Annotated in this window: 13 protein-coding genes and 1 pseudogene; 10 read left to right on the forward strand and 4 right to left on the reverse strand. The window is 70.3% G+C overall.

Annotated elements, in window-relative coordinates; genetic code table 11:
* The 4 genes and pseudogenes from ACYQ77_RS40535 to ACYQ77_RS40550 all read left to right on the forward strand — a co-directional run.
* Nucleotides 1–2,090, forward strand: a pseudogene (locus tag ACYQ77_RS40535) (hypothetical protein); the annotation flags it as partial.
* Nucleotides 2,091–2,094: 4 nt separating this feature from the next.
* Nucleotides 2,095–4,953 (forward strand): ATP-binding protein, encoded by a 2,859-nt coding sequence (locus tag ACYQ77_RS40540; protein ID WP_459722083.1) that lies wholly within the window; start codon nucleotides 2,095–2,097, stop codon nucleotides 4,951–4,953.
* Nucleotides 4,950–7,217 carry a hypothetical protein gene (locus ACYQ77_RS40545; protein WP_459722085.1) on the forward strand — a complete coding sequence of 756 codons (2,268 nt, stop codon included), beginning with the start codon at nucleotides 4,950–4,952 and terminating at the stop codon, nucleotides 7,215–7,217. Before ACYQ77_RS40540 ends, ACYQ77_RS40545 begins: the two co-directional genes overlap by 4 nt.
* Nucleotides 7,214–7,417: a hypothetical protein gene (locus ACYQ77_RS40550; protein ID WP_459722087.1), complete on the forward strand. Its 204-nt coding sequence runs from the start codon at nucleotides 7,214–7,216 to the stop codon at nucleotides 7,415–7,417. The genes ACYQ77_RS40545 and ACYQ77_RS40550 overlap by 4 nt, the downstream gene beginning before the upstream one ends.
* Before the next feature lie 117 nt (nucleotides 7,418–7,534).
* Here the strand turns inward: ACYQ77_RS40550 and ACYQ77_RS40555 are convergent, their stop codons facing one another.
* Both ACYQ77_RS40555 and ACYQ77_RS40560 read right to left on the reverse strand, forming a co-directional pair.
* Entirely contained in the window at nucleotides 7,535–8,419 is an 885-nt protein-coding gene (locus ACYQ77_RS40555) for a hypothetical protein (RefSeq protein WP_459722089.1), read from the reverse strand.
* Between the two features lie 13 nt (nucleotides 8,420–8,432).
* Nucleotides 8,433–8,858 (reverse strand): hypothetical protein, encoded by a 426-nt coding sequence (locus ACYQ77_RS40560; protein ID WP_459722092.1) that lies wholly within the window; start codon nucleotides 8,856–8,858, stop codon nucleotides 8,433–8,435.
* Nucleotides 8,859–9,099: 241 nt separating this feature from the next.
* Between ACYQ77_RS40560 and nrtS the strand changes: the two genes are divergently transcribed.
* A complete protein-coding gene (gene nrtS, locus ACYQ77_RS40565) occupies nucleotides 9,100–9,351 on the forward strand; it encodes a nitrate/nitrite transporter NrtS (protein ID WP_459722095.1) in 252 nt (83 codons plus the stop codon).
* A gap of 61 nt (nucleotides 9,352–9,412) precedes the next feature.
* Here the strand turns inward: nrtS and ACYQ77_RS40570 are convergent, their stop codons facing one another.
* The gene (locus ACYQ77_RS40570) at nucleotides 9,413–10,075 is read right to left on the reverse strand and encodes a haloacid dehalogenase type II (protein WP_459722387.1); all 663 of its coding nucleotides are present in this window, start codon (nucleotides 10,073–10,075) and stop codon (nucleotides 9,413–9,415) included.
* 72 nt (nucleotides 10,076–10,147) lie between these two features.
* On the opposite strand from ACYQ77_RS40570, the gene ACYQ77_RS40575 reads away from it, so the two are divergent.
* Nucleotides 10,148–10,468 carry an ArsR/SmtB family transcription factor gene (locus ACYQ77_RS40575; RefSeq protein WP_459722098.1) on the forward strand — a complete coding sequence of 107 codons (321 nt, stop codon included), beginning with the start codon at nucleotides 10,148–10,150 and terminating at the stop codon, nucleotides 10,466–10,468.
* A gap of 18 nt (nucleotides 10,469–10,486) precedes the next feature.
* Here ACYQ77_RS40575 and ACYQ77_RS40580 read toward each other — a convergent pair whose 3' ends face one another.
* Nucleotides 10,487–11,005, reverse strand: a complete 519-nt coding sequence (locus ACYQ77_RS40580; protein ID WP_459722101.1) for a VOC family protein — start codon at nucleotides 11,003–11,005, stop codon at nucleotides 10,487–10,489.
* A gap of 375 nt (nucleotides 11,006–11,380) precedes the next feature.
* Here ACYQ77_RS40580 and ACYQ77_RS40585 point away from each other — a divergent pair, with 375 nt between their 5' ends.
* From ACYQ77_RS40585 to ACYQ77_RS40600, 4 genes are all read left to right on the forward strand, one after another.
* Nucleotides 11,381–11,734, forward strand: coding sequence for a transposase family protein (locus ACYQ77_RS40585; protein WP_459722389.1), 354 nt, complete (start codon nucleotides 11,381–11,383; stop codon nucleotides 11,732–11,734).
* Between the two features lie 244 nt (nucleotides 11,735–11,978).
* Entirely contained in the window at nucleotides 11,979–12,755 is a 777-nt protein-coding gene (locus tag ACYQ77_RS40590) for a S1 family peptidase (protein WP_459722103.1), read from the forward strand.
* A 114-nt stretch (nucleotides 12,756–12,869) separates the two neighbouring features.
* The gene (locus tag ACYQ77_RS40595) at nucleotides 12,870–13,862 is read left to right on the forward strand and encodes a hypothetical protein (RefSeq protein ID WP_459722105.1); all 993 of its coding nucleotides are present in this window, start codon (nucleotides 12,870–12,872) and stop codon (nucleotides 13,860–13,862) included.
* A 265-nt stretch (nucleotides 13,863–14,127) separates the two neighbouring features.
* Entirely contained in the window at nucleotides 14,128–14,427 is a 300-nt protein-coding gene (locus ACYQ77_RS40600) for a DUF3040 domain-containing protein (RefSeq protein ID WP_459722107.1), read from the forward strand.
* Nucleotides 14,428–14,722 lie beyond the last annotated feature (295 nt).

The following is a 14,722-nucleotide window of genomic DNA, read 5'->3' on the forward strand; positions in this document are numbered from 1 at the left end:
CCGACAAGGCCTACAGCTCGAAGAACAACCGCGCCTACCTCCGCGGCCGCGGCATCAAAGCGACCATCGACCAACCCCGCGACCAAGCCGCCCACCGCAAAGCCAAAGGCTCACACGGCGGACGACCACCCCGCATCGACAGACACCTCTACAAACAACGCCACGCCGTCGAATGCGGCATGGCGGCGGGGCCGGGCGGGGGCATCGCGCCGGTGACGACGACAGCCGGCAGCTGGGCGGCTCAGCTCGCCCCGCGGTTGTTCGCGCCCCCGGCACGATGGGGCTGGCAGGCCGTGGCGCCGGTACCCGTGCAGACCGTCGCACCCCCGATGCCGCCGCCCCGGCCCGCATGGGTGGAGCCGCCCCGGCCGGACACGAGCGCGCTGGTCGCGGCCCGGTCGAAGGCTGTCACCAGGGTGATCTGGCGGCTGGCGTTCCTGGTGGTCGCCGCGTTCGCGTTCACCACCTACCAACTGGTGATCGAGGCGGAGGTGGACCAGCTCGGCGGTTCGGCCCAGCAGGTGTACCAGGTGGTCCTGATCGTGGTCGCCGCGCTGCTGACGATCGGCGTGCTCCGCGCGGTCGGCGGTGTGCGGTTCGCCAACCGCGCCATCCGCAACTTCGAACAGCCCTACCGCCAGATGCGTGACGCCGAGCAGCAGCGGCACCGGGAGGCAGTGCTGCAGTGGGAACAGACGATGCACCGGCACGCCGCCGACGCGGCGGCGGCCGCGCGGGTGGCCGCCGCGGCAGCCGACGGGCCGCAGTGGTACCCGGTACGCCCCGCGTCCGAGCCCACCCGGGTGGACGTGTTCGGTGGCGACCCGCGCAGGCACGGCTGGGCCAGCCTGCTGGCGACGTTCGGCTCCTCGCTGCTCGCCGCGGGTCAGCGGATCACGGTGCTGGACTTCACCGGTCAGGAGGTCGGTGACAACCTGGTCGAGGTCGCCAGGGCGGCGGGCATGCCGGCCAGGACCGTCCGGCTCGACGTCTCCCGCCCCGCGGACGTGCACCTGTTCGGCGGGCTCGGACCCCGGGACATCGCGGAGTGTCTTGGGCACGCCGTCACCGGCGGACCCGACGGTGACCACCGGGAGGAGCGGGCGCTGGCGATCGACGTGCTGCGCCGGGTGCTCGGCAGCCTGGACGCCCCGGTGACCCCCGCCAGGCTGGCCGCAGGGCTCCGGGTGCTGCGCCAGGGCACCGGTGACGGCCTGCTCACCGGCGAGGAGGTCGGCAGGCTGGCCGCACAGATCGGCGACGTGGACCAGACCGAGTGGACCGCGCGTCAGCTGCGGTTCCTGGCCAGCAGGCTCGACCTGCTGCACGAGCTCACCCCGGCACCCCGCGGGAGTGCGCTGTGGAGCTCGGAGGCGGTGACGCTGGTCGCGACCGAGGGCGGCCGGGGTGACCGCAAGGAGCTCATCGACCGGACATTGGTGCGGCTGGCGCTGGCCGCGATGGACGGTGGGCGCTGGGTGTCCGGTTTCCTGGTCGTCGCGGGCGCGGACCACCTCGGAGCGGCCGACCTGCGGACGCTGTCCGAGCACGCACGCGCGGCCAAGGTGCGGCTCGTGCTGATGATCGACTCGCCGCAGGGCGACCTGGAGAAGTCGGCGGGCACCGGCGGTGTGGTGTGCTTCATGAAGCAGTACAACCACCGCGACGCCACCATCGCCGCCGAGTTCATCGGCAAGGAGCACAAGTTCGTGCTCAACAGCCTGACCCGCCAGGTCGGCACCACGTTCACCGACGGCGGCGGGGACAGTTTCGCTGCGAACACCGGCGGCACCAACAACTCCAACCAGCGGTGGTCCGGTACGCAGGGACGCCCGACCGGGTTGTCCGACTCCCGAGGGCACACCTGGACCGGCACCCGCAACTGGTCCAACGCCGACAACGTCAGCACGTCGACCGGCTCCGGCCGGGTGTACGAGTTCAAGGTCGAACCGGAGCAGTTGCTCGGCATGCCGGAGACCTCGTTCCTGTTCGTGGACAACACCGGCGGTCCGGGTCGCCGGGTGGTTCTCGCCGACTGCAATCCGGGTCTGTGCACGCTGGACCGCGTCGCGGCGATCCCCGCGGGGTAGGCCCATGTTCGACTGGCGTGGCTTCCGGTTCCACCAACTGATCCAGGTGCCCCGCCCCGCCGCTGCCGATGAGGAGCAGCGCAGGGCGGACCGCGCAGGCCCGCTGGCAGCGTCGCTCACCGGCACGCACGCCGACCTGCGCGCCGCCGGGGCGCCGGGCGCCATGGTGCTGACGGCCTGGGTGCGGTCGCCCACGGACGAGCGGCTGCGGTTCGTGTACGCCGGGCGACCGTTCTTCCCGCCCGCGGTGCGCACCTCCGCGCGGCGCGGCACCCACGCCCTGCTGTTCCCGCCGGGCGCGGTGGCCGCCGAACTGTCCGTCGTGGACGTCGGCAAGCTGTTCGGGGAGTTCGGCAGCTGGGTGCCGTGCCGCGCGCGACCGGACGCCCTGTGGGCACCCGCCGGGGACAAGAACGAACGCGGGCGCGTGCGCCGCGGCTCGTTCGACCGGCACGTGGCACACCTGCGTGGTCCGTTCGCGTGGCTGGTGTTCGCGGAACCGTTGGCACCGCGGGACCTGGAGCCGGAGCTGCGTACCCTGGTCAACGAGATCCTGCCCCTGTCGCGCGGTGAGGTCGGTGAGGCCAACCGGGTCGAGCTGGAACGCAAGCAGGCCCGGCACCGGGAGCTGAGCCGGGCAGTGGCCGGGGGCGGCTGGCGGATCCGTGTGCTGGTCGGCAGCGTCGACCCGCGGGGGGCCGGCACCGCAGCCGCGATGCTGTGCGCGGCGAGCGAACTGGACGGTCTGCCATACGTGCTCGAAACGGCGGGCCCACCTGCTCCCGAGCCCCGCTGGGACGTGGCGTTCACCTCGGGCACCGAGCTGCTGGCGGCGCTGAGCAGACCGCCGGAGCGGGAGCTGCCCGGCATTCGCCTGGTGGAGCCGCACACGTTCGACGTCACCCCGGAGCAGGCGGACGACGGTGCCGTGCGACTCGGCGCGGTGCTCGACGAGGGGCTGGTCGAGGTGGGCGACCTGGTGCTCGGCCGGGAATCGCTCAACCGGCACACCTTCGTCTGCGGTGCCACGGGAGCCGGGAAGTCGCAGACCGTGCGCCACCTGCTGGCCGAGGCGTCCCGGGCCGGACTGCCGTGGTTGGTGGTCGAGCCGGCAAAGGCCGAGTACAGCAGGATGGCAGGACGGCTCGCCGACCTCGACCAGGACGTGATCGTGATCCGGCCGGGCGACCCCGACAGCGCCCCGGCCGGGTTCAACCCGCTGGAACCCGCGCCCGGCTTCCCGCTGCAGTCCCACGCGGACCTGCTGCGCGCGCTGTTCCTCGCCGCGTTCGAGGCGCAGGAACCGTTCCCGCAGCTCCTCGCCGCCGCACTGGCCCGTTGCTACGAGGAACTCGGCTGGGACCTGTCACTGGGTGAACCGGTCCACATCGGGCAGCAGCCGCGCTACCCCACGCTGGCCGACCTGCAGCGGGTCGCCGCCGACGTGGTGACCGAGATCGGCTACGGCAAAGAGATCGCCGCCAACGTCCAGGGATTCATCAAGGTGCGCCTCGGCAGCCTGCGCCTCGGCACCGCAGGCCGGTTCTTCGAAGGCGGCCACCCCCTGGACTTCGAAGCCCTGTGCCGCAACAACGTCGTGCTGCAGATCGAGGACGTCGGCGACGACGCGGACAAGGCGTTCTTCATCGGCGCCATCCTCATGCGACTGTCCGAGCACCTGCGCGAGACCACCCGCGCCAACCCCCGGCCGGTCCTGTCCCACCTCACCGTGATCGAGGAGGCGCACCGGCTGCTGCGCCGATCTGAGCCGGGCACCGCCGGCGCGGCCGCGCACGCCGTCGAGATGTTCGCCGCCATGCTGGCCGAGGTGCGCGCCTACGGCGAGGGCCTGATAATCGCCGAGCAGATCCCCAGCAAACTCACCCCCGACGTCATCAAGAACACCGCGGTCAAGATCGTGCACCGACTGCCGGCCAAGGACGACCGGGAATCCGTCGGCGCGACCATGAACGTCACCGAGGAGCAGTCCCGCTACGTGGTGACACTGGTACCCGGCGAAGGCGCCGTGTTCACCGACGGCATGGATCGGCCACTGCTGGTCCGAGTACCGGACGGCACCCCGCTGGAGGACACCCGACCCGGCGCCCTCGCCACCGTCGACCGGCTGATCGGCCGCCGCAGCGCGACCTGTGGCTCCGAGTGCCGCGCCCACGCCTGCACATTGCGCCAGCTGCGCACCGCCGCCCATCTGCTGGGCGACGAACCGTGGCTGGTGGCGTGGGCCGAACTCACCGTCGTCGCCCACCTGACCGGCCAACCCACCCCGGCGCCGACCGCGGCCGTGCGCGCGGCGTTCCTCGAGCAGGGTCTGCCGTCCCGGACCATCGACTGTGCCATCTCACACGCGGTCGACGAGGCCGTCGCCGTCCGATCCGGGGCACTGCAGCCCAGTGTCGACCCGGCCGCGCTGGCCGGCCACGTCCGGGACGCGCTTACCCGGGTGCTCGCCGGCACCCCGCCCAGCTGCGCCTCCGACGATCTCGCCTACCTGGCCATCCCGTTCCGCTGGGAGCTCGTCCGGCGAGCGCTGAAGACATCTGCCGACGTCGCCCGCGATCCCCGGACACCGTTGTGGGAAGCCAGATTTCACCGCAAGATCCCCGGCAACACCCGGGAGGCCCAGCTCACCGCCGTGCACGCCTGGCTGGTCCGCGACCTCACTGACCAGGCGGCCGTGGACGCCGTCAACTACGGCACCCGCCGCCCGTCGGCGATCGAATCCGCGATCGGCCCGGCCACCGCCTCCGACCGTCACAGCCGTCTACAGGCCACCGTCGAGCAGTTCACCGACTGCTCCTGGGCCCTGAAGTACTTCCGTCCCAGGCAGGTGAGCAACCGATGAGCGAGATCGGCAACGACCATCCCCCGGAGATGCCCAGCCATCCCGACACCCCACCGACCCCCGGCAACACCGGGTCCGGCACCGACCAGCGGGCCCCAAGCTCGAACGACGGCACTCCCGACCAGCAGTCCACGCCGGACAGTGGCGACGACACCCGTCCCGGCGACTTTCCCGATGACTACTTCTCCAGCCTGTTCGCCAACACTCCGGACTCCGGCTCGCACCCCGACAACTCCGGCGACAGCCCCAGGAAACGCCACGCCCCCAACTCCCACCACCACGCCAACCGCGGCGGAGGTGGCGGGGGTGGCGGCGGGGGAGGCGGCCACTCCGGTCACACCGCAGGCGACGGCCACAACGACTTCCCCTCCGGCCCTCCCGACACCGGCGACCAGAGCACCTCGCCACCCGCGGCCCCGTCCGCCGCCGACACCGGTTCGTCCGCGGCGGACGGATCCGGCACCACGAGCCCCACCGGCTCTTCTCCTGCCTCCGACCGCAGTTCCCCGAGCCGCGACAAGGCATCAACCAACGATGCCGCGGAGCCGCCCACCGACCCCGGCACCGTCGCCAACCCAACCCCGCAAGCCATCGCCGACACCGAACCCGACGCCCCGACACCACCCGCCCCCGCCGCAGCCGAAGCCCCAGTGGTCCCCACCGAAACCGTGGTCCGGACTCTTGACCCGACCGATGCCCGCACCCCACCCACCGGCGCGGTCCTCGCCACCGACTTCGCCGCCGCCCCGCCAGAACCCGGTCTCACCGGCGTTGCCGAGCGGGACCAACTGGCACCCGGCCCAGGTCTCGCTGAATTCCTCGAGCCCAGCACCGACGCCGAGGCGCTGCCCGAGTCCCCTCCGCTGGACGGAAACGACCTCGCCGACATCATCAACGCGCTCCCCCTCACCCCCGACGAACTCTCCCCCCAACCCGCGGCCACCACCGACGACATCGGCCGGATCGCGGCCGAACTCGCCGAGGTCGTCGATGTCGTCGATGTCGTCGATGTCGTCGTCGACGAGTCGACCCGCCACGGTCCCGCCCCCACCGACATCACGGACGCGGCACACCCCACACCCGATCACGCCGAGGAAACGCCCAACACCGCCCGCACCTCCGACCCGACACTCGGCTCACCGCACGCCAACGCGCTTTCCCTCACCCCCACTGCTTCTCCCGCGCCCAAGACCGCAGGCGCGATCGCCGCCACGGACCGCTTCGTCGACGACTACCTCGGCACCCAAACCACCACTCAGCTCGACTTCGCCATCCCCGTCCCCGCCGACATGACGGCCGCGAATCCCGTGGGCCGGCACGGAAAGTGGAGCGCCGAAACCTTCATGGAAATGGGCAGAGGCGTCCTGGACACCCTGAAATCGACGGCAAAGGACGTCTACGACGCCGTGCGCACCAAATCGCCGGCCGAGCTGCAGGCCGAGGCGAAGGCCTTGCACGACACGATCGCGGCCGAGTACGACAAAGCGTCGAATCCCGTTGACGGCGCCATCAACGTCCTCAACATCGCGAACCCCTTCTATCACGGACTCGTTCACGCGCGTGCGGCGTTGGAGGCCGCTCAGCGTGGCGATGCCAGGACCTACGCCAGGGAGTTCAGCGCCGTTGTGCTGATGCTTGAGGGGACACGCCTCGCCGGAGGCGAAGGCACACCGGGCGTACGGCAGGGAGTCGCCGTCACCGCGGACGGCGTCGGCGTACGAATCGCTGCCGAAGCGGGCAAGGCGGTCGCCGCGGAGGCAAAGGGGCCGATCCCACCGGCGATGCTTGCCACCGGTAACCCGAAAGCCGTCGAGAACCCGCTGGTCAAGCACACACCGGGCAAAGAGGAGTTCGGCAAACTCGAGGGCGTGGCCGACAAGCCGTTGAAGTGGGCCGCCGACCACGCCAAAGCCGAAGGCAGCAGGGTCGGATTGGAGGTCAAGGTCGAGGCCGGCACCCAGCTCGAGAAGTCAGCCGCGCGAGCAGCACTCGACGAGTTCGTGCAAAGCCGGGACTGGGGCAAGGCCGGGAAGGCGTTCCACGACGCTATGGGTGCGCCCGCGCACGGCATCGACCGGATGCACTTCGGCGCGGTTGACGAGATGAAGACGGCAAACCCATGGAAGATCGTCACCGGTGAGGACATGGTCCGGGCCATCCAGCAAGCCGAGGCCTACGCCAAAGCGACGGGCAACACCCTACCGTGCACGGTGACCTATTACGAGATCGGCTCGGGCAACAAGTACGTCATCACCCGGAAGTGATCCGCGGCCGTGTCGTCGAGGAAGGATGGCAGGTCGTGGCGGTGGTGCGGAGGTCCACGACCCACGCCTCCCCTACCGGTCACAACATCACCTACAGCCGTGACCTGCCCGCCGAGCACGGCGCCAGCCCGGACACGGGGTGCGCGTCGGAGCCATGCTCGGTCGAAGGCGTGCTCTCCATCATGTCCGGCTCGCCCTGACGCCGAGCATGGTCGATCAACTTATCTTGGATTTCGGTTCGTCTGCCGTAGCTGAGCGCAATTCACGAAAGGCTCGGCCCGGTCCGTGTGGGCGCGTTGCCCCTGCACGGCGTCCCGCTAGTCCTCGTTGAACTTGCCGCCGGCGGCGATGTAGAGGTCCACGCCTTCGGTGGCTATGTTGGTGGGGAACCCGTTCTCCTCGAGCTCCTCGATCGCGTCCTCCCGGTTCGACGCCATCACGCCCCCCGCCGAGTCAGCGTTCAGGACAGCGAGCGCGGCTTGCGCGGTGCGCCCGTCCCAGGTGCCCTGGCGGGAGTGCACGAGGACCGCGGCGCCGGTCAGACCGGGATCGGTGCGCGTGGCGAGCAGGCCGGAGGCAGAGTCCACCCCGTTCTCGACGAACCCGGTGAGCTGCTGGGTGCCGGCGTCGAGCCAGTGCACGGTGCCGGTGATCGACCAGTCGCCGTGTCGGCCGGCGCGCTGGTTGCGGTTGACGTCCCGGCACCAAGCGTCGTGCGAGGCCCCGTTCATCGGGGTCACGCCGTCGGGGAACATGACCACCCCGCCTACCACCGGCCAGGCCTCCCAGTAGGTGTCGCGGTGGGTCAGGTCGGCGATCTCCGCGTCGGCCGCGTCCAGGACCCGCTCGACCCGGACGATCTGCTGGACGATGTAGCCGTTGGCGGTCGCCGGGCAGTTCCAGGTGAACCGGCGGTCGAACCCGCCGAGGTCGTTCCTGGTGTCGAGGGAGTCGGTGGTCGTGAGCACGACGGCCTGCTGGGCGGCGGCCGGCGGGTGCGCGATCGTGGCCGCGAGGGTCGCGGCCTCCGGCGCCGCGTCGACGAGCTGGTGGCCGCACACGGGCGGACCGGTCAAGCACGCGTTGTGGTAGTAGGTGTTGGCGCACCGGGGGCAGGACCGGGTCGGCTGGTACAGGGCACCCGCGGCGTCGACGATCCCGAAGCCGCAGGTGACGCAGGTCGAGTTGACGGTGAGCGGCATGGCAGGAGGGCTCCTAGTCGTAGATGGAGTCGTCGGGGTAGTCACGCATGTTGGACTCGACCATCGCGGCTTCGCTCTTCACCTGGGTGAGCACGTCGATGGCCTCGGTGCACTTGCGGGTGAAGTACTCCTGCCACTGCTCGTCCGGCTCCGCCAACGCGGCGTCGAGTGCGCTGTTCATCAGCAGCAGGACCGCGCCGGCTCGGCTCGCGACGACACCGGCCCGGTCGCCGAGCCGCTGGCGCAGCTGTTCGGTGAAGTCCTCCTCGGGCGCGGTGGTGATCTCGTCCATGATCGCGCCGAGCGCCTTCTGGAGCTGGGCCGGCTCGGTGGTGACCGTGGTGAGGTCGACGACGTTGATGAGGTAGTCGACCAGGTCTTGAGGCAGGTCGCCGGTGAGCGGCCGGGCCGCGGTCGCCTTGGCGGCCAACTGTTTCAACGAAGGAACGCCGTGTGTCATATCGGTGACGCTACGGCCGGGCGGTTACTCAGCGGCAGCACCGATGCACACAAGTGATAGTGCGGTGAACTCTGCCCGAAGAGGCACTACTTGCCGGACGGCGGCGTACGCCGCAGAGCCCGGCTCCACGGGTGGTCCACAGCTCGGCAAGGTGGTCTGGATCAGCGCGTGGTCGACTGGTCGGGGAAGGGGTGGTGTCGTGGCTGGTTCCGGGGAATCGGTGGCACGTCCGGTGTGGTCGCGGCCGGCCGACGCGGTGGTCCTCGTGTTGCGGGGACGCACCGCGCGCGTGGCGGTGCCGGTCGCCGCCGTGGTCGGGACGGTGATCTCGGTCGTCAACCAGGCCGGGGTGATCGTCGCCGGGGAGGCGACCGGGTTGACCTGGGTGCGGATCGCCGTCAACTTCGTCGTGCCGTACATCGTGGCGAGCGTGGCCTACCTGTCGGCGTGCCGCAGCACCCACGGGCGGTGAGCCGGCGCCACAGCGACGTCACCGCGGCCACGAGCTCGCCGAGCGACTCCTTGGCGTCGCTTCACAGACGTTCGACGAGGCGTGCGGCCACGTCGTCGAGGTCCGCGCCCACGACCGTGGGTGCGTCGGCGGCGGGCAAGGGCACCCGGCCTTCGCGCGCGACGAAAGCGGTGGACAACCCGGCGGCCGCCGCACCGGCGACGTCCCAGTCGTGGGCGGCGATCAGCACGGCGTCGGACGGCGCGACCTCGTGCGCCTCGACCACGAACCGGTACGGCTCCGGCGCGGGCTTGAGCCTGCCCGCCTGGTCCGCGGAGTAGACCCCGTCGAACAGCCGCCTCAGCCCGGCGTTGCGCAACTGGTCCTCGGCCACGTCGAGGACCGAGTTCGTCAGGGCCACGACGGTGGCGCCCGCCTCCCGCAGGCGGGTGATCGCCCCGGCTGCCTCGGGGTGCGCGGGCAGTCGCCGGAGCCGGTCCCCCAGTTCACGCTGCCGCTCAGGCGTCGCGTCGCGGCCGTGGCGGGCGGCCACCACAGGCAGGCACGCCGCCGCGAGCTGTCCGAACGGCCGGTACCCGCCCGCCGCGGTGACCACGAGCGCGTTGTGGATCATCAACTCGAACCACTCCCGCCGCGCGGCGGGATCACCGGCGACGTCGGCGAAGAACCCGTCGAGCGCGGCCAGGTCCAGCAGGGTCTCGTTGACGTCGAACACGCACAGCACGACTACCTCCACAGGTACGACAGCTTTCGTACCAAGGTACGATGTAAGACGTACCTTGTCGAGGAGGCACCCATGACCATGCCGATGCCGCCGATCGCGGCGGTCGACCTCGGCCAGGTGTTCCGCGCGCTCGCCGACCCCCTGCGCCGCGGGGTGATCAGCGAACTCGCCGCCGACCCCACCGACACCGAACGCGCCTGCTCGTCCTTCCCCATGCCGGTGTCGAAGTCCACCAAAACCCACCACTGGCGCGCCCTGCGCGAAGCGGGCCTGATCATCCAGCGCGACGCGGGCAACGGCACCTTCGTCCGCCTCCGCCGCGCCGAGTTCGACCAGCGCTTCCCCGGCCTGCTCGACACGCTGACCGCGCTCACGAGAACGGACCGGTCGTAGGTGGGCCGGCGAGCGCGGTCACGCCGGCCCACCGCTTCCGTCGTCGTCGGCCAGGCGGAGCACGTCGTGGTCGAACCGTTCGATGTGGCCGACCATGCCACCGGTGAGCGCCGCGAACCAGATGGACGGCCGCACCATCGCCACCTTCCGCTGCCACATCGCGGACACGGACGGCTTCTCCACCCGGGACACCTCCGCCAGCGCGCGGACGGTGAGGTCCGCGTCGCGGGCGTCGACTTCGCCGAATGTCCGCAGTGGACGGACGATCTCGAGCTGGATGCCGTTGGGGTCGTCGAAGAAGTAGAAGAACGCCAGGTAGTTCCCGCCGCCCAGCCCGAGGAAGAAGTGCACGAAGTCCGGGAAGTCCTCGCTGAGCCAGCCGACCCCGGTGACGGCGTGGGTGAGCGGCAGACCGAGCACCTCGCGGTAGAAGTCGGCGGTCTCGCCCGGCTTCCACGTGACGTGCGCGAGGTGGTCGACGCCGTACAGGCCCAGCCCCGGCCCGCGGTGATCATCTGCCGGCGTTCCCCGCTCCATGAAGGACCGGGCGACTCCAGTGTCGCCATCGGATCCGGTGAGTTCTGGACCGTCACCGCGTGCGCCACCCGGAACACCTGGGTCGGGGACGCGCCGCCATCAGTGGTTGCCTCCCGGCCACCAGCGCGGCCCGCGACACCGCGACGCTTGTAGACAGCGCAACAGCTCCGCCTGGCTAGGATCGTTCTCCTTCCACAGAAGACGATCAACCAGGGTGGGGCTGTTGCGGTACGAGTCACGACGGGCCTTGATCATGCTCAGATTCAGGAGCTGGTCGCCCACGAAGCCAACTACTCCGGCAAACGCCACACCGCGGGGTTGAACGTCCAAATCCTGTCCGACCTGGACGGCCAACTCCTCGCGGTCGCCGAACCCGTGCCGGACCGCGTTCGGCGCGTTCGGGTTCGACCAACTCCTCGCCCACACACCCACCCTCGGCGACCTCGGCTACCAAGGCGCCACCGTGATCCGGCCACGCCGCAAACGCCCCGGCCACACACTGACCATGACTCGGCCACCCAGATCTGGAACCGCAGCATCGCCACCCTGCGCGTCGCGGTCGAACGCGCCATCGCGCACTGGAAGAACTGGAAAATCCTCGCCACCGGCTACCGCGGACGACTCGCCGAACTCCCCAACCTCCCCCGCATCGTCACCGCCCTCGAGTACACCGCCTCGACTGGCAGCCCACTTCCGAATAACGCTCAATCATTCCTCCCGGATTCATGATCCACGATCATGAATCCGGGAGGAATGATTCATTCGGGTTCACGTACGGCATTCTTTCGGGCGGGTTCGTCATCGGCCGAATGCGCACCGGATAGGCCGATCAGTGTCGCGGGACCGTCGTGCGATCTGCCGAATGATGCAATTTCCGGCGGCGTTCTTGTGCCCTTCGCGAGCGGCGAGCTACGTTCCGTAGTCGGTCCCTCACTTGTCTTCGGGACCGACCTCCAGAAAGGAATCGGCAACGATGAGGTTGCGTTCACTGGCCGCTGCCCTGTTCACGGCCACCTCAGTCGCCCTCGCCTTGTTGGCCGTACCGGTGACCGCCGCCGGCGCGCCGACGGACGGGGGCGAGCTGCAACCCAATGTGGTCGGGGGCAGCCCGGCCCCCGCCTACTCGTTCATGGGCTCCCTGCAGAACCTCAGCGGTAGCCACTTCTGTGGCGCGTCCGTCGTGCACCCGAACTGGGCCGTCACCGCGCGGCACTGCGTCGCGGGTACCTCGCCGTCGAGCATGCAGTTGCGCGTGGGCAGCAACAACCGGACCTCCGGCGGCGTCGTCGTCGGCGTCACATCGGTGGCCACGCACCCGAGCTACGACCTGGCGATGATCGGGCTGACCACCGTTCCAACCGCCTACCAGCCGGTGCCGATCGCGGCGTCGTCCGGTCCGGTCGGCACCTTCACGCGGATCATGGGGTGGGGCCAGACCTGCCCGTCCCCCGGCGGTTGCGGCGCGCCGATCCAGTTGCAGCAGCTGAACACCACGATCGTCGCGGACAGTTCCTGCGCGGGGATCATCGCCGCCGTCGAGATCTGCACCAGCAACCCGGGCGGCACCGCGGGCGCCTGCTACGGCGATTCCGGTGGCCCGCAGGTGAAGACGGTCGGCGGAGCGTGGCAGCTGATCGGCGCCACCAGCCGTTCCGGCGGCGGTTCCACGTGTGCGGTGAACCCGTCGATCTACGTCGACGTGCCCGCGCTGCGTCCCTGGATCCAGGGCGTGACCGGTCTTCCCCTCTGATCCATCCCCCTTTTTCCCTCGCCGCACAACGGGTGCGTGGATGACGCGCGCCCGGACACAGGCGCACGCTCGGAAGGAACTGTCGTGAAACGCTCCAAACTCAGATCCGCCGGTATGAAGGCCGTCGTCGTGGCGGGCCTCGTCGGGTCGTTGCTCTCGACGACATCGTCGGCCGGTGCCGCGGCACCGGACTTCGGCCCCACCGCCGCCACCGACGTCTACATCCGTGACTACGTCGGCGACATCGGCGTGGAACCGCACTCGAACGCCGTGTGGACCAGCCCCGACATCAAGGTCTGCCCGACCCCGGTCGAATGTGCCACGAGCCAGAACCCCGAAGTCGGCTCGATGAACTACATCTTCGTCAAGCTGAACAACCCCGGCCCCTACGGTTCCGGCGCCGACATCGGCAACCTCGACGTCTACCGGTCCTCGCCCGGTGGCGGCACCGGCTGGAGCCCGAGCCTGGACTGGACCAGCATCGGTGGCGTCCTCGGTTTGTCGGTCGCCGCGTCCGGCGTCACCACCGCCGTGATCCCGTGGCCGGACGTCCCCGGCCCCGGCCACTTCTGCCTGCTGGCCCGCTGGGAGTCCGCGGACGACCCCATGTCGTACGCCGAGGGCCCCGACACCGTGCTCAACACCCAGCGGAACAACAACATCGCGTGGCGGAACGTGGACTCGGTCGACCTGTTCGCGGGCAACGTCGAGGAGCGCCCCTACGCGCTCGGCAACCCCGGCTCGCGGCAGATCGCCACCGACCTGGCGTTCACCGACGTCCGCGGCGGCTTCCTCACCGCGGGCGGCAGGCTGACCGTCGACCTCGGACCGGAGCTGTACGCGCGCTGGCGCGAAGGCGGCGGCCGCGCCACCGGCGTCAAGCAGGTCGGCGAGTACGCCTTCGAGATCAGCGACTTCCGCCAGGCCAGGTTCAGCGGTGTGATCCTGGCACCCCGCACCAGACCCGAACTGAAACTGAGGTTCAGCCTGGGCGCCGACTACCGCAAGGGCTCCCACGTGATCCGCGTGAACCAGTTCGCTCCGCTCGGGGAGAACACCCGCCTGGTCGACGTGGGCGGAGTGGAGTACCAGGTCACCATCCGGTAGTCCACTGAGGACCTGGCTGCGCTGTGTGAGCCGCGGCGCAGCCCGGTCCGTGGCTCACGGGCCCGAGTTGACGGCGATCACCACATCGCTCGGTGTGCCCTGGGTCCCTGTGCAGCCGCGACAAACCACGCCGTCGTCGTTGTCGGCCCTTGACAAGAAACCCGTCCTCGGTGGCACCACCATTGATGGTGACAACGCAATTCGACGTGCGTTCCGAATTGCGCGACGTCGTCATTCACGAGTGCCGAGGCTACGGAGACACGCCATGCTCAGCGAGAGCGAACGGGCCCAACTTCGCGAGATCGAGAAATCCCTGGGCGGTGATCCGGAGTTCGCTCGATCCTTCCGGGGAGCGATGTCGGCCCCCACTCGCCGATCGCGGACGTACGCGGAGCTCGCCGCGGGGGCCGTACTGCTGGCGGTCGTCCTGGTGATCGTCGGCGTCCACGGCGCGGCGGCGCTCGTCGTCGTGAGCGCGGTCGCGCTCGGGCTGGCGAGCTACATCGAGAGCCGAGCCCCGAGCACGGCGACCGAACCCGTGCGACCGCCAGACCAGCGCGGGTGAGCGACGGTGACGCCTGCTCCCGGTCACGAGAACCACGCCAACCGCGTGCGGCCTCTCAGGACAACCGGTGAGGAGCAGAGGAAGCGCGTCGACTGTTGACATTGGACAAACCTCGCATGCGCCCTTGTTCAGTTCGGACAAGCGGGTCGGCCGCCGCTACGTCACGCTGAACGTGTCCTCGCTCCGCGGATGAGGCCCTCGGGAGCGGGGACCGTGTGGCAGCCGGTGAACACCGGCGCGCAGTCGACGTCGATGTCGGCTGCCGCCCGTGCACGGCCGCCGTGCGCGCGGGCCC

Source organism: Actinophytocola sp. KF-1 (assembly GCF_054661535.1).

Coding starts and splice junctions, on each gene's coding strand:
- ACYQ77_RS40580 (WP_459722101.1), bottom strand. CDS start 11,005: ATGGAGCGGGGAACGCCGGCAGATGATCACCGCGGGCCGGGGCTGGGC.
- ACYQ77_RS40600 (WP_459722107.1), top strand. CDS start 14,128: ATGCTCAGCGAGAGCGAACGGGCCCAACTTCGCGAGATCGAGAAATCC.
- ACYQ77_RS40590 (WP_459722103.1), top strand. CDS start 11,979: ATGAGGTTGCGTTCACTGGCCGCTGCCCTGTTCACGGCCACCTCAGTC.
- ACYQ77_RS40595 (WP_459722105.1), top strand. CDS start 12,870: ATGAAGGCCGTCGTCGTGGCGGGCCTCGTCGGGTCGTTGCTCTCGACG.
- ACYQ77_RS40540 (WP_459722083.1), top strand. CDS start 2,095: ATGTTCGACTGGCGTGGCTTCCGGTTCCACCAACTGATCCAGGTGCCC.
- ACYQ77_RS40555 (WP_459722089.1), bottom strand. CDS start 8,419: ATGCCGCTCACCGTCAACTCGACCTGCGTCACCTGCGGCTTCGGGATC.
- ACYQ77_RS40575 (WP_459722098.1), top strand. CDS start 10,148: ATGACCATGCCGATGCCGCCGATCGCGGCGGTCGACCTCGGCCAGGTG.
- ACYQ77_RS40545 (WP_459722085.1), top strand. CDS start 4,950: ATGAGCGAGATCGGCAACGACCATCCCCCGGAGATGCCCAGCCATCCC.